The organism is Mycobacterium bulgaricum, assembly GCF_041287165.2.
In the GTDB taxonomy this organism is placed as follows: Bacteria; Actinomycetota; Actinomycetes; order Mycobacteriales; family Mycobacteriaceae; genus Mycobacterium; species Mycobacterium bulgaricum.
In genome coordinates this window covers 1,273,519-1,287,825 of record NZ_JBGGKV020000001.1, presented here as the reverse complement: position 1 = coordinate 1,287,825, position 14,307 = coordinate 1,273,519, and the positions used below count along the sequence as shown (strand labels likewise).

Genomic DNA, 14,307 nt, shown 5'->3' with positions numbered 1-14,307 from the left:
AATCGCCGTGACGTTACGTAACTTCGCCGTCCTCGGCGTCGTCCGGCTCGGCCGGCGCCTCCTCGGTCTGCGCGTCGTCAACCACGACCGGCCAGTGTGCGCGCCAGTCGTCTGCGGCGATCACGCCGTGCGGGGCATCGTCGAGCTCCTCGGCGACATCGTCACTGCGTCGGGCCGTCACGGCGGCCTTCTCCGCGGCGCGCACGTCGTCCATGAACTCCAGAACCGCTGAGCGCAAAGCATTCTCGGCGTCGACGTCGGCCGACACCGTCACCGACGTGATCGACGACGGGATCAGGTCGGCGGGCAGCCCGGCGGTCTCCGCCCGGGCCAGCACCTTCTGTGCCAGCGCCAACGCCGGCTGCGCGGTGGGAATGTCGTCCATGCAGGACTCTCGAGTGGACCGTTCCAGCGCTTTGCGATGCTCCCACTGCGCCAGCTGGTCTTCGAGCGAAATCGATTCGCCCGCAAGCACTGCGGGCACGCGATTGCCGAGCTTGCGCACCAGCGCGTCGGCGACGTCGTCGATGTCGAAGGACTTCTCGGGGGCCTCTTCGGCGATGCGCGCATGGAACAGCACCTGCAGCAGCACATCGCCGAGCTCGTCGCGCAACTCGGCCAGGTCACCGCCGTGCACCGCGTCGAACAGTTCGTAGGTCTCCTCCAGCAGGTAGCGCCGCAGCGAGTCGTGCGTCTGCTGGCTCTCCCACGGACCCGCGGTGCGCAGCTTGTCCATCATCGACACCGCATCGACGAGACGTTCGCCGGGCTGCGCGGCGGGTGCCGAGATGACCCGCTCGCCTGCCGTGACGCGCGCCACGACGTCGGGGTGATCCGGGTCGGACGACAGCAGCACCTCCGCTGCCTCACCGGTGTAGGCGGGCCGGGCAGACGGTAGCGACCAAGGCACCTTGATCGGCATTTCCTCGGTGTACTGCACGTCACCGGCCAGCAATTCGATCGCCTCGACAGGGACCAGCGACGGGCGGCGTGGATCGACGAGGACGACGGTCATCGCACCGGTTATATCAGCTTTGCCCGGCGGTCATCCATCTGTTGCCCGCCGTCGAGTCCTAATCGTGAAGCACCTTGATGAGGCCGGAGACGAACTCGATGAGCTCCAGATCGCGGATCCGTGGCGCGCCGACGCCGCTGCCGGCACGAGGTATCGGCACCTGGACCGTCGACGTCGTCGCGCGGTAGTTCGCGCCGGCGTAGAGCCGCTTGAGACGCAGCTGCGCGGAGTCGGGCAGCGTCAGCGGCGAGATCCGCAGCGTGGACGCCGCGGACGACACCGCGCCGATCTCGGTGAGACCGTGAGCGCGGGCGAGAAGACGCAACCGGGCGACGGCCACCAGTAGCTCGGCGGGCTCGGGCAGCGGACCGTATCGGTCGACGAGTTCCTCGATCACCGCGTCGACGGCGCTGTCGTCGGGCGCCGCGGCCAACCTCCGGTAGGCCTCCAGCCGTAGCCGGTCGCTGCCGATGTAGTCCGGCGGCAGGTGCGCGTCGACGGGCAAGTCGATGCGCACATCCTTCGGTTCCTCAGGAGTGGCAACGGTTTTCCCGTCCGCCGCGGCACGGTAGGCCTCGACGGCCTCACCGACGAGACGCACGTAGAGGTCGAAGCCGACGCCGGCGACGTGGCCGGACTGCTCGGCGCCCAACACGTTTCCGGCACCGCGGATCTCGAGGTCCTTCATCGCGACGGCCATGCCCGCGCCCAGCTCGTTGTTCTGCGCGATGGTCGCCAACCGGTCATAGGCCGTCTCGGTCAGCGGAACCTCGGGCGGATAGAGGAAGTAGGCGTAGCCGCGCTCACGGGACCGTCCGACGCGGCCGCGCAGCTGGTGCAACTGGGACAGCCCGAAGGTGTCGGCGCGCTCCACGATCAACGTGTTGGCGTTCGAAATGTCCAGTCCCGTCTCGACGATCGTGGTGCAGACCAGGATGTCGAACTCGCGGTTCCAGAACCCTTCGACCGTCTTCTCCAGCTGTTCTTCGGGCATCTGCCCGTGCGCGACGACCACCCTCGCCTCGGGCACCAGCTGCCGCACCTTCGCCGCCGCCTGGTCGATCGAGCGGACCCGGTTGTGGATGTAGAACGCCTGCCCGTCGCGCAGCATCTCGCGGCGCAGCGCGGCCGCGACCTGTTTGTCGTCGTGCGGGCCGACGTAGGTCAGCACCGGATAACGCTCCTCGGGCGGCGTCAGGATCGTCGACATCTCGCGGATTCCGGCCAGGCTCATCTCCAGCGTGCGCGGAATCGGGGTGGCGCTCATCGTCAGCACGTCGACGTGGGTGCGCATCGATTTGATGTGTTCCTTGTGCTCCACGCCGAAGCGCTGCTCCTCGTCGACGATGACCAGACCGAGGTCCTTCCACGTCACGCCGGTCTGCAGCAGCCGGTGGGTGCCGATGACGATGTCGACGGAGCCGTCCTTCATCCCTTCCATCGTCGCGCGCGACTCGGCGGGATCGGTGAAGCGCGACAAGCCTTTCACCGTGACGGGGAAGCCGGTCATCCGGTTGGTGAACGTCTGCAGGTGCTGATCGGCCAGCAGGGTGGTCGGCACCAGCACCGCGACCTGTTTGCCGTCCTGCACGGCCTTGAACGCCGCGCGGACGGCGATCTCGGTCTTGCCATAGCCGACGTCACCGCAGATGACTCGGTCCATCGGCACGGGCTTTTCCATGTCGGACTTGACCTCGGTGATGGCGGTGAGCTGATCGACGGTCTCGGTGAACCCGAACGCGTCCTCCATCTCGGTCTGCCACGGGGTGTCGGGGCCGAACGCGTGACCCGGTGAGGCCTGACGCTTGGCGTAGAGGGTGACGAGCTCGGCGGCTATCTCCCGAACTGCCCGGCGCGCTTTGGTTTTCGTGTTCGCCCAGTCGCTGCCGCCGAGCCTGCTGAGTGTGGGCGACTCCCCTCCGACATAGCGCGAGAGCTGATCCAGCGAATCCATCGGCACGTAGAGCCGGTCCGACCCGCCACCGCGCTTGGCTGACGCGTACTCCAGTACCAGATACTCACGCCGGGCACCGCCGACCACGCGCTCGGTCATCTCGACGAAGCGACCGATGCCGTGCTGATCGTGGACGACCATGTCGCCCGCGGTGAGCGCCAGCGGGTCGACGACGTTACGGCGCTTGGCCGCAAGCTTTTTGCCTTCGGTGGCGGCTGCGCGGTTGCCGGTCAGATCAGTCTCGGTGATGACCACCAGGTTGGCGCCCGGGATGACCACGCCGTCGTGCAGCGGCCCCTTCAGAACGCCGACCACTCCTTCGCGCGGGGTATCCCCGGGTTCGAGAATGACTGCGGGAGTGTCGGATTCGGACAGCTGCTCAACGACGCGCATCGCGGTGCCGGTGCCGGGCGTGACGACGGCGCCGAATCCGCCGGTGGCGACATGCCCGCGCAGCATCGCGAAGATCTCTTCGAGGTTGTGCTGCTGACCGCGGGCCGACGGCGCGGGCCTGATGTCGAGGGCAGAAGATTCGCCCGACCCGCTGTCGAGCTGGCTCAGCGTCCACCACGCGTGACCGCCGGCGCGGGCAGCGTCACGGGCGTCGCCGTAGCTGACATACCCCGACGCGCCCAGGGCTTCGATGTCGATCGGCACGTCGCCGCCCACCGCGGCGGTCGACCATGACGCCTCGAGGAACTCGCGGCCCGTCTTGATCAGGTCGGCGGCGCGGGTGCGCACCTTCTCCGGGTCGCACACCAGCAGCGGTGTGCCCTCGGGCAGATGGTCGGGCAGCGTCGCAAAGTCGCTGGGGCGCAACAGCGGAAGCAGTGCCTCCATGCCCTCGACCGGAATGCCCTCGGACAACCTGGCCAGCATGTCGGGCACGCTGCCCGGCACACTGTTCTCCACCACTGGATGTTCGGCCGACAACGCCGCGGCCCGGTCCCGGACGTCGGCGGTGAGCAACAGTTCACGGCACGGTACCGCGATCAGGGTGTCGATGTCGATCTCGGGGATGGATCTCTGGTCGGCGACCGAGAACATCCTCATCTCGGAGACCTCGTCGCCCCAGAACTCGATGCGCACCGGATGTTCGGCCGTGGGCGGGAAGACATCGAGAATGCCTCCGCGGACCGCGAATTCGCCACGCTTGCCGACCATGTCGACGCGGTTGTAGGCGAGTTCCACCAGGCATGTGACGGTGTCGTCGAAGTCCGCGTCGGCGCCGACCGTGAGCGTCACGGGCTCGACCTGAGCCAGATCGGGTGCCATGGGCTGCAGCAGCGAGCGCGCGGTGGTGACGACGATCCGCAGCGGCGCGCCGAGGCGGGCGTCGTCGGGGTGGGCCAGCCGCCGCAGCACCATCATCCGCGCGCCGACCGTGTCGACACCCGGTGAGAGCCGCTCGTGCGGCAGCGTCTCCCACGACGGGAACAACGCGACGGCGTCCCCGAAGACGCCCTGCAGTTCTGCGGTCAGGTCATCGGCCTCCCGCCCGGTCGCGGTGACGACGAGGAGCAGGCCGGACCGGGCGAGCGCGGACGCGACGAAAAGGCGCGCGCTGGCCGGCCCGACGAGGCTGAGATCGGCAGGTCGGTCGGCGGCGCGGCGAGCGATCTCCTGCAGTGAGGGGTCGCGTAACGCGAGGTCGACGAGGCCCGCGATCGGGGTTTGGACATGGCTGGGCCCCGAAACGGTCATGATGCCTCCATCGTAGGCACTGCTCCCGACACGACGAGCGGGCACCGGGCCCGCCCGGAACGGTCGAAATTGGTGCACAGACCCCCCGCCCCCCGGTGTTAGCGTCGGTGCGGGCTTTGCGGGGAACGGGAGATTCATGGTTGCGACGCTTTCGATCGTGGAAGGCACCCAACCATCGCGTTTGCTGGAATCCGCGGGCACGCAGGAGGAGAAGGCCGCTGCGCTGGCGAACCACACCGCGACGCTGCAGCGCAGTCTGGATGCGCTGCGCGCGGCCTGGCAGGGCGGCGCTGCCGACGCCGCGATCGCGACCGCCGACGCCGACCTCGCCAACCAGCGCGCACTACACGCGAAGCTGATCAACTACGCCTCTGCGTTGCGGTACGGCGGGGTCAATCTGGACCCGCTGCGCAGCCAGATCCTCGCGATGGCGACCCAGGCCCGCGCCCTGGGCGGCTTCGTCGCCGACGACGGCACCGTGACGGGCCACGACACGCTGAGCGTGATGTCGCCCGCCCTGGCCACCGCGTACACCACCTCGCTCAAGACCATGCTGTCGTGGTTCACCCGGATCGACGACACCGTGGCGGAGTCGTTGCGCACCGGGGACGCGGTGCCGCAGACGCCGGCACCAACGCCGAGATGGGACGAAGACGCCCTCTATGACGGCGACCCGAAGGGCTCCGACGTCAATCAGGACGGCATCGGCGACTGCTACCTCGTCGCCACGATGAGCGCGATCGCGAATGCCGACCCGCAGTGGATCAGGGACCGCATCAGCTACGACCCGCACACCGGCATGTTCGACGTGACCTTGTGGGACGGGCACGAATGGCGCCACATCCCCGTCACCCAGGCCGACATCGACGCGAACATCGCCGCCAAGGGAGCCAGCGGTGTCGACGGCGCGACGCCCGAACTGACCAACCCGAACGCGCCGCTGTGGCCTGCGGTGCTGGAATCGGCCTACGCCAGGATGAAGGCGCCGGGGCAGGGTATCGAGGGAATCGAGAGCGGTCTGACTCCCCCGGCGTTGGAAGCCCTGACCGGCAACAACGGGGACTGGATCATCCCCGCGACCGAGTGGATGACGCCAAGCCAACACATCGACAGCAGGATCGCCGAGGCGCTGGCCGGCAACCAACCCGTGATGCTGTCGACCAGCGTGCTCACCGGTGGCGTATCGGGTCTGTCGGCACAGCACGTCTATCCGGTCGAGGCGATCGCCGGCACCGGAAGCGATGCGACGGTGACGCTGCGCAATCCATGGGGACCGGACGACGGTCCACCGCTGATCACCGCACGGCTGGGTGACCTGATCGGCACCAACCCGCTCGGCGGGATCGGACTCGGCCCCACCGGCATGATCAACATCGGCCGACTGGGGGCATGACCGATGCGCAAGTCGTTGATCGCGGTCGCTGTCGTCGTCCTGGTCGTGACGACAGCCGTCGGCGCCTACCGGCTGCTCTATCTGCCGTCGCAACAACCGATCCTCGTCGGCGCGAAGCCGATTCCCGCGAACCAGATGCAGATGATGCCGGTGACGCCGCTGGCCGAGGTGGCGGTCAGCGGCACCGTTCGCGCCGACATCGCCGAGACGCTGCGGCGCGCGGCGCGCTCTCTGCAAACCGGCAGGCACATCGACGAAGAACAGATGTTCTCCCACCCGGGTGGCTGGCATCCGTTGCAGAAGCTGACGAGCGAGTACTTCGCCGACTTCGGGATGCGTCAGCAGGCCGACGGGGAGACGTCTTTCGACGGAACCTCGTTCCGCTACCTCATCTGGGGAACCGGTTGGCCGAGAGACCAATTCGACGACCGGAAGGTCGTGGCGGTCGAGTACTACGAGCCGCTGCGACCCGACTATCCGGAATCCATGCTCGGCTTCTTCGTGATGTCGCGCTGAGCTATTCCTCGTGCAGCACCGGATCGGACTCCAGGTGCGTCAGCCCGTTCCAGCACAGGTTCACCAAATGCGCGGCGACGACCTCTTTCTTGGGCTCCCGCACATCGAGCCACCACTGCGCCGCCATCGACACCGATCCGACGAGCGCCTGGGCATAGAGCGGCGCGAGGTCGGGGTCCAGGCCGCGGCGGGAGAAATCCCCCGCGAGGATCGACGCGACCTGGCTGACGGCGTCGTTGAGCAACGTGGAGTAGGTGCCCTGCGTGATGCTCGCCGGCGAGTCCCTGATCAGGATCCGGAACCCGTCGGTGCGTTCCTCGACGTAGGTCAGCAGCGCCAGTGCGACCCGCTCGACCCGCACCCGTGACCTGTTGTCGGCCAGCGAGGACGTGATGCCGTCCAGCAGCGCCGACATCTCCCGGTCGACCACGACCGCATAGAGACCTTCTTTGCCGCCGAAGTGTTCGTAGACAACGGGTTTGGACACGTTGGCCCGCAGCGCGATCTCCTCGATGGAGGTGCCGTCGAAACCCCGCTCGGCGAACAGCGACTTGGCGATCTCGATCAGCTGCTGGCGGCGTTCGCTACCGGTCATCCTGGCGCGGGGCGCGCGGATGACGACCTCGGGTTTCTCCGAACCTGCCACGGGTTTCAGGGTAAACCGTGCCGCGCCGCCACAGGCGTAGCGTCGAACCCCGTGATAACGCTGGACCGCCTGATCAACGTGCTCGGCGGATACGGCGTGCGCTGGCAGGGCGGTTCGGCGGATCGGCAGACAGAACTGCGCAGCGTGGTGCTGCCCGAGACCGTCGACGGTCGGACCGTGGCAGGCGATGTCCTGTTGGCCGTCGGCGCCACCTCGGTGGTGGAAGCGCTGGGCTGGGCGCGGTCGGCGCGTGCGGCTGTGGTGCTGACCCGGGGTGACCTGTCCGAGTCTGTGCGCGACGCCGGAGATGTCGCGGTCGTCGTCGTCGATCCGGCGATGCCGTGGAGCGATTTCGCCGCGATCGTCTACGGCCTCGTGATGGAGGGACGCGAGACCGAATCCGGTCGCGGCCCCACGGATCTGTTCGCCCTGGCCGACAGTCTGTCGGATGCGGTAGGGGGTGCGGTGGTCATCGAAGACCGGACGTCACAGGTGCTCGCGTTCTCCAGGGGTCAGCAGGACGCTGATCCGGCACGCACGGCGACCATCCTGGCCCGCCAGGCTCCGCCGGAGCTGCGGGCCGTCTTCGACGCGCACGGGGTTTTCGCGCATCTTTGCGCGTCCGACGACCCGGTGTTCGTACCCGGAGCCCCTGCTGTCGGCCTGACCGGGCGCTCGGTGGTGGCGGCGCGCGCCGGGCGTGAACTTCTCGGCTCGGTGTGGGTGGCATCGCCCGCCCCGCTCAGCGATGCTCGGCGGCAGGCGCTGGCCGACGGGGCACACACCGTCGCGGTGCACCTGCTGCGGTCGCGCGCGAGTGCGGACCTCGAACGCCAGGTGGAATCGGAGTTGGTGATCCGCCTGACGGAGAGCCCTGCCGATGCCGAGATGGTCGCCAGCCGGCTCGGGCTGCCGCCCTCCCCGCTGCGGGTGATCGCGCTGCGAGCCCACGACGACACCGGCACGCATTCGGCACTGCTGCAGGTGTTCGAGCGTGCGACCGCCGGCTTCGGTTGGTCCAGACCGTCGCGTAGCGCCTTGGCCGACGTCACCGTCTACACCGTGCTCGCGGCCGACGACGCCGCGGTCGCGCGGGCCTGGGTCCGCGCCCTGATCGCATCCCTGCCCGATCGCGTGACGGTGCAAGCCGGCATCAGCGCCGCCGCGACGGCGACCGAACTCAACGCCGCCCGCACCGAGGCCGACGAGTGTCTGGCGCTGCAGGAAAGCACTGCGGCCGCCGAGCCGCCCGCCTACGACGAATCATGGGACGACCTGCTGCTGCGGCGGTTGAAGACGGCTGCCCGCTCGGGGCGCACGCCGCACCGCGGCGCGGTCGTCGAACTCAAGAACCACGATGCGACCAGCGGTACGGCCTACGTGGCGACCTTGCGCGCCTGGCTGCAGGAACAGGGCGATCCGGTCCGGACCGCCGCACGTCTGGGTGTGCACGAGAACACGGTGCGATACCGGATGAAGCGGATCGCCGAGCTCACCGAGCTGCATCTCGACGACGCCCACAAGCGGTTCGCGATGACGATCGCGTTGGCCGTCCTGGACTGACCCTTCGTTGTTGCGGAACCACAGTTCACCCCGTTCATTTTGTCGTCGCGGAACAACACCCCCGGTTCGGGGAAGGCCGACCATGAACTCGTCGGCGACTCCCGCTCAGCGACTCACTCTCCCCCTCTGAGGAGGGGTCCCCTGTCGTCAGGGGCGGCGCGCAGTGCCCGCCCCTGACGACGATCCCTGCCACCCGAAGGAAGACCCATGGACGTGTCCGACCACATCTGGATGACGCCGCAGGCCCGCGAGAGCCTGAAGCGCGAACTCGCCGCGCTGCTGGCCGTGCCGAGGACGGCGGGGACCGACGACATCGTCGACGCGTGGCTCGCCCGCAAGGAACGCATCCGCGAGATCCACGAACTGCTGAGCAGAGCCGAGCGCGCCGTCGATCCCGCTGACGACGGGATCGCCGAACCGGGGATGGTGCTCTCCGTCCGCTTCGACGACACCGGTGACATCGAGACGTTCCTCCTCGGAAGCCGCGGAACCGCCGACCCGGATCTGGACGTCTACACCGTCAGCTCGCCGCTGGGCCGCGCGCTGGTCGGCGCGACGCCCGGACAGCAGTGCAGCTATCCCCTGCCCGGAGGTCGTGTGCAGTCGGTGACCTTGCTGAGCGCCACACCGTATGGTGCCCATGCCGTCGCCGCTTCGACTTCTCCGTAGGAAGAATCGACCACTCGGTGGGCTAGAGTCGCACGCGTAACTCGTGGCCCGGTCCGTCGTGGTGTAATCGGCAGCACCTCTGATTTTGGTTCAGATAGTTCAGGTTCGAGTCCTGGCGACGGAGCTCTTGCAGCGACGAGCGTGCGCGACATGGCATCCAGGACCGGCGTGTCGACCGCAGACACGCACGCTCGCGAAGGCGAGGAAGGACATCTATGCGTGACCTTGCGGTCCTGATCTTGGCAGCGGGCGCAGGCACCCGGATGAAATCCGACACCCCGAAGATGCTGCACACACTGGGCGGTCGCAGCATGCTCGGCCACAGCCTGCACGCCGTGGCGCAGATCGCGCCGAAGCACCTCGTCGCGGTCGTCGGCAAGGATCGCGAACGTGTGGCCCCCGCCGCAGCGCAGATCGGCGAGCAGCTCGGCAGGACGATCGACATCGCCGTCCAGGAAGAGCAGCGCGGCACCGGACACGCGGTCGCCTGCGGGATCACGGCCCTGCCCCAAGATTTCGACGGCACCGTCGTCATCACCGCCAGCGACGTCCCGCTGCTGGACGCCCGCACCTTGGCCGAGCTGGTCACCGCCCACCACGCGGAGTCCGCGGCGGCCACACTGCTCACCACCACGCTGGCCGACCCGACCGGCTACGGGCGGATCCTGCGCAGCACCGACGGCGAGGTGCTCGCCATCATCGAGCAGGCCGACGCCACCGACGCGCAGCAGGAGATCACCGAGGTCAACGCCGCGGTCTACGCGTTCGACGTCGGTGCGCTGCGCTCGGCGCTGAGCAGACTGCGCTCCGACAACGCGCAACAGGAGCTGTACCTGACCGACGCGATCGCACTCGTGCGGGGCGACGGCGGCCGTGTCCGCGCCCAGCACATCGACGATTCGGCTCTGGTCGCCGGCGTCAACGACCGGGTGCAGCTCGCCGACCTCGCCGGTGTCCTCAACCGCCGCATCGTCACCGCTCATCAACGCAACGGCGTCACGATCATCGATCCCGCTTCGACGTGGATCGACGTCGACGTGACCATCGGCCGCGACACCGTGGTACGGCCCGGCACCCAGTTGCTCGGCGCCACCGCGATCGGTAGCCACTGCGAGATCGGGCCCGACACCACGCTGACCGACGTCACCGTCGGTGACGGCGCCCAGGTGGTCCGCACCCACGGCAGCTCGTCGACCATCGGCGCGGACGCCGTCGTCGGCCCGTTCACCTATCTGCGTCCTGGCACCGCGCTCGGCGCGTCCGCCAAGCTGGGCGCCTTCGTCGAAGCCAAGAACGCCACGATCGGGACCGGCACCAAGGTGCCGCACCTGACCTACGTCGGCGATGCCGACATCGGCGAGCACAGCAACATCGGCGCCTCCAGTGTGTTCGTCAACTACGACGGAGAAACCAAGAGCCGCACCACGATCGGCTCCCATGTGCGCACCGGGTCCGACACCATGTTCGTGGCGCCGGTCACTGTCGGCGACGGCGCCTACACCGGCGCGGGCACGGTAGTGCGTGAGGATGTTCCGCCGGGCGCACTGGCCGTTTCGGCTGGTCCGCAGCGCAATATCGAGGGCTGGGTGGCACGCAGGAGACCGGGAAGCGCCGCCGCGGAGGCAGCGAAGGCAGCCGAACCGGAATCCCGGCAAGCTACCGGCGAGTAGCGTTCGGTCGCCGTTTATTGGCATTCTGGTAACCCGCCAGCGTCTGAACGTCAGCGCTACGTACGATGACCCGAGAATCGATCACCATCGATCTGAGAAGCCGAGGGCAGCCCGTGAGCCACGACTGGACCGACAACCGCAAGAATCTGATGCTCTTCTCGGGTCGGGCGCACCCCGAACTCGCCGAGCAGGTCGCCAAGGAACTGGACGTGGCGGTCACCGCCCAGACCGCCCGGGACTTTGCCAACGGCGAGATCTTCGTCCGCTTCGACGAGTCCGTCCGCGGCTGCGACGCCTTCGTTCTGCAGAGCCATCCCTGGCCGCTGAACCAGTGGCTGATGGAACAGCTGCTCATGATCGACGCGCTCAAGCGCGGCAGCGCCAAGCGGATCACCGCGATCCTGCCGTTCTACCCGTACGCGCGCCAGGACAAGAAGCATCGCGGGCGTGAGCCGATCTCCGCGCGCCTCGTCGCCGACCTGCTCAAAACCGCAGGCGTGGACCGCATCGTCACCGTCGACCTGCACACCGACCAGATCCAGGGCTTCTTCGACGGCCCGGTGGACCACATGCGCGCCCAGAAGTTGTTGACCGGCTATATCGCCGAGAACTACGCCGATCACGACATGGTCGTCGTCTCCCCCGACTCGGGCCGCGTGCGTGTCGCCGAGAAGTGGGCCGACTCTTTGGGAGGTGTTCCCCTCGCCTTCATCCACAAGACCCGCGATCCGCTGGTGCCCAATCAGGTCAAGTCCAACCGCGTCGTCGGCGACGTGAAGGGGAAGACCTGCATCCTCACCGACGACATGATCGACACCGGCGGCACCATCGCCGGGGCCGTCCGACTGCTCAAGGAAGACGGCGCCGCCGACGTCGTCATCGCCGCCACACACGGCGTGCTGTCCGACCCCGCTCGCGAACGACTGCAGGCCAGCGGCGCACGCGAGGTGATCGTCACCAACACGCTGCCGATCGGCGACGACAAAATGTTCCCGCAGCTGACCGTGCTCTCGATCGCGCCGCTGCTGGCCAACACCATCCGTGCGGTCTTCGAGAACGGTTCCGTGACAGGACTTTTCGACGGATCGGCATGACCACCACCCGCATCCTGCACAACCCCAAATGCTCCACGTCCCGCAAGACCCTGGAGTTGTTGCGCGACAACGGGGTCGAGCCGGAGATCGTGCTGTATCTCAAGACGCCTCCGTCGCGTGCCGAACTCGCCGCGATGATCGAGGACGCAGGCATCGACGTGCGTACCGCCGTACGCAAGCGCGAAAAGCTCTACTCCGAGCTGGATCTCGCCTCGGCGTCCGACGATGAACTGCTGGATGCCATGGCCGAGCACCCGATCCTGATCGAGCGGCCTTTCGTCGTCACCGGCAAGGGCACCCGGTTGGCCCGGCCGATCGACAACGTCCGAGAGATTCTGTGACGCCTCGCCTCCTGCTGGCCGCGACCGCAGCGGCGGCATTGGTCACGACGGGGTGCGCCACCGAAGCGCCTGACTACCAGTCGGTCTGGTCGACGACGACCGCGACTCCCACAACGACCACCGACGCGTCGACCCCACCCAAGTCGATCGCCGCCTTTCTGGAAGAGGAGGGTGTGGGCGGGCAGCCGGTCGCCCCCGACAAACTGACCGACCTGACGGTGTCGATCCCCACGCCACGCGGCTGGCAGCCCTACATGAACACCAATCTGGCGCCCGGTACCCGGACGATCGCCATGGGCGACACCTACCCCATGGCCATGCTGATGGTTTTCCAGCTCGACGGCGACTTCGATGTCGCACAAGCACTCAGCCACGCCAACGCCGACGCGCAGATGTCGGAGAACTTCCGCGAACTCAACACCTCGGCAGCGCCGTTCAACGGATTTCCGTCGTCGATGATCGAGGGCAGCTACGACCTCAACGGCGCCAGGATGCACAGCTACAACCGCATCGTCATCGCCACCGGCGCGCCACCCAAGGCACAGCGCTACCTGATCCAGTTCACCGTCACCGGGTACGCGGACAAGGCAGCCGAGGAAGCCCCCGACATCGAGACCATCATCAAAGGATTCACCGTCAAGCTCCCGTGACCGACGTTCACCAGAGCTTCGCACTCGGCCGGTGGACGCGTCGGCACATCCCGTTACTGTGATGGCCTATGAGCGACTGGACCGCCGCGGACCTGCCTTCGTTTGCCGGGCGCACCGTCATCGTGACCGGCGCCAACAGCGGGCTCGGGCTGGTCACCGCACGGGAACTCGCCCGTGCCGGCGCGACGACGATCCTCGCCGTGCGCAACCTGGACAAGGGCAATGCCGCGGCCGCCGGTATGACCGGTGACGTGCAGGTCCGCCACCTCGACCTGCAGGATCTCGCGTCGATCCACTCCTTCGCCGACGGCTTTTCCGGTCCGGAAGACCGCATCGACGTGCTGATCAACAACGCCGGCATCATGGCGGTGCCGTACGCGCTGACGGCCGACGGTTTCGAGAGCCAGATCGGCACCAACCACCTAGGGCATTTCGCGCTGACCAACCTGCTACTGCCCAAGATCACCGACCGTGTCGTCACCGTCTCGTCGATGATGCACCTGATCGGATACGTCAGCCTCAAAGACCTCAACTGGAAGTCCCGCCCGTACCTGGCGTGGCCCGCCTACGGCCAGTCCAAGCTGGCCAATTTGCTGTTCACCCGCGAACTGCAGCGCCGTCTCAGCGCAGCCGGGTCGCCTGTGACATCGCTGGCCGCCCACCCCGGATACTCGGCGACCAATCTGCAGGGCCAGACCGGCAGCCGGTACGGCACCCGCGTCTGGGACGCAGGCAACCGGCTGTTTGCCACCGATGCCGACTTCGGAGCCAAGCAGACCCTCTATGCGGCCTCCCAAGAGCTGCCCGGGGACACTTTCATCGGGCCGAAGTTCTCGATGCGCGGCCCCACCGTCGCGCACTGGCGTAGCCCGCTGGCCACCGACCGCGCCCGGGCCACCGCGCTGTGGACGCTGTCCGAGCAGCTCACGGGCACCGAGTTCCCGCTCTGATTTCCGGGTGAGCAGCTGTTTGCGCTACCCTTGCGGACGCGTCACGGCGAGGGTGGCCTGCACGGGAAACACATCAGCAGGGCACCGTTATCGACGGAAACCGACACTTCTGTGTGTGTAACCCCTGGCCGTGCCCGAGAAC

Annotated in this window: 12 protein-coding genes and 1 tRNA gene; 10 read left to right on the top strand and 3 right to left on the bottom strand. The window is 67.8% G+C overall.

Going from position 1 to position 14,307, the window contains the following annotated elements:
* Positions 1–13: 13 nt before the first annotated feature.
* Together ACAG24_RS06320 and mfd are read right to left on the bottom strand one after the other, a co-directional pair.
* Positions 14–1,015 (bottom strand): nucleoside triphosphate pyrophosphohydrolase, encoded by a 1,002-nt coding sequence (locus ACAG24_RS06320; protein ID WP_370475456.1) that lies wholly within the window; start codon positions 1,013–1,015, stop codon positions 14–16.
* A 58-nt stretch (positions 1,016–1,073) separates the two neighbouring features.
* The gene (gene mfd / locus ACAG24_RS06315; RefSeq protein WP_370475457.1) at positions 1,074–4,673 is read right to left on the bottom strand and encodes a transcription-repair coupling factor; all 3,600 of its coding nucleotides are present in this window, start codon (positions 4,671–4,673) and stop codon (positions 1,074–1,076) included.
* 136 nt (positions 4,674–4,809) lie between these two features.
* Between mfd and ACAG24_RS06310 the strand changes: the two genes are divergently transcribed.
* Both ACAG24_RS06310 and ACAG24_RS06305 read left to right on the top strand, forming a co-directional pair.
* Positions 4,810–6,066: a C2 family cysteine protease gene (locus ACAG24_RS06310; protein ID WP_370475458.1), complete on the top strand. Its 1,257-nt coding sequence runs from the start codon at positions 4,810–4,812 to the stop codon at positions 6,064–6,066.
* Between the two features lie 3 nt (positions 6,067–6,069).
* Positions 6,070–6,582 (top strand): hypothetical protein, encoded by a 513-nt coding sequence (locus tag ACAG24_RS06305; protein WP_370475460.1) that lies wholly within the window; start codon positions 6,070–6,072, stop codon positions 6,580–6,582.
* Between the two features lies 1 nt (position 6,583).
* Here the strand turns inward: ACAG24_RS06305 and ACAG24_RS06300 are convergent, their stop codons facing one another.
* Positions 6,584–7,177, bottom strand: coding sequence for a TetR/AcrR family transcriptional regulator (locus ACAG24_RS06300; RefSeq protein ID WP_024448038.1), 594 nt, complete (start codon positions 7,175–7,177; stop codon positions 6,584–6,586).
* 102 nt (positions 7,178–7,279) lie between these two features.
* Here ACAG24_RS06300 and ACAG24_RS06295 point away from each other — a divergent pair, with 102 nt between their 5' ends.
* From ACAG24_RS06295 to ACAG24_RS06260, 8 genes are all read left to right on the top strand, one after another.
* Positions 7,280–8,791, top strand: a complete 1,512-nt coding sequence (locus ACAG24_RS06295) for a PucR family transcriptional regulator (RefSeq protein ID WP_370475461.1) — start codon at positions 7,280–7,282, stop codon at positions 8,789–8,791.
* 207 nt (positions 8,792–8,998) lie between these two features.
* Complete coding sequence (locus ACAG24_RS06290) at positions 8,999–9,460, top strand: GreA/GreB family elongation factor (RefSeq protein WP_370475462.1); 462 nt, start codon at positions 8,999–9,001, stop codon at positions 9,458–9,460.
* Between the two features lie 52 nt (positions 9,461–9,512).
* Positions 9,513–9,584: transfer RNA gene (locus ACAG24_RS06285), tRNA-Gln, on the top strand.
* A 91-nt stretch (positions 9,585–9,675) separates the two neighbouring features.
* Entirely contained in the window at positions 9,676–11,130 is a 1,455-nt protein-coding gene (glmU, locus tag ACAG24_RS06280; protein ID WP_370475463.1) for a bifunctional UDP-N-acetylglucosamine diphosphorylase/glucosamine-1-phosphate N-acetyltransferase GlmU, read from the top strand.
* A gap of 113 nt (positions 11,131–11,243) precedes the next feature.
* On the top strand, positions 11,244–12,224 hold the full coding sequence (locus ACAG24_RS06275; protein ID WP_370475464.1) for a ribose-phosphate diphosphokinase: 981 nt from the start codon (positions 11,244–11,246) through the stop codon (positions 12,222–12,224).
* Positions 12,221–12,565 (top strand): arsenate reductase (glutaredoxin), encoded by a 345-nt coding sequence (gene arsC, locus ACAG24_RS06270; protein WP_370475465.1) that lies wholly within the window; start codon positions 12,221–12,223, stop codon positions 12,563–12,565. Before ACAG24_RS06275 ends, arsC begins: the two co-directional genes overlap by 4 nt.
* Positions 12,562–13,215, top strand: a complete 654-nt coding sequence (locus ACAG24_RS06265) for an LpqN/LpqT family lipoprotein (RefSeq protein WP_370475466.1) — start codon at positions 12,562–12,564, stop codon at positions 13,213–13,215. Before arsC ends, ACAG24_RS06265 begins: the two co-directional genes overlap by 4 nt.
* A 68-nt stretch (positions 13,216–13,283) precedes the next feature.
* Positions 13,284–14,165: an oxidoreductase gene (locus ACAG24_RS06260; protein ID WP_370475467.1), complete on the top strand. Its 882-nt coding sequence runs from the start codon at positions 13,284–13,286 to the stop codon at positions 14,163–14,165.
* The last annotated feature ends 142 nt before the right edge of the window (positions 14,166–14,307 follow it).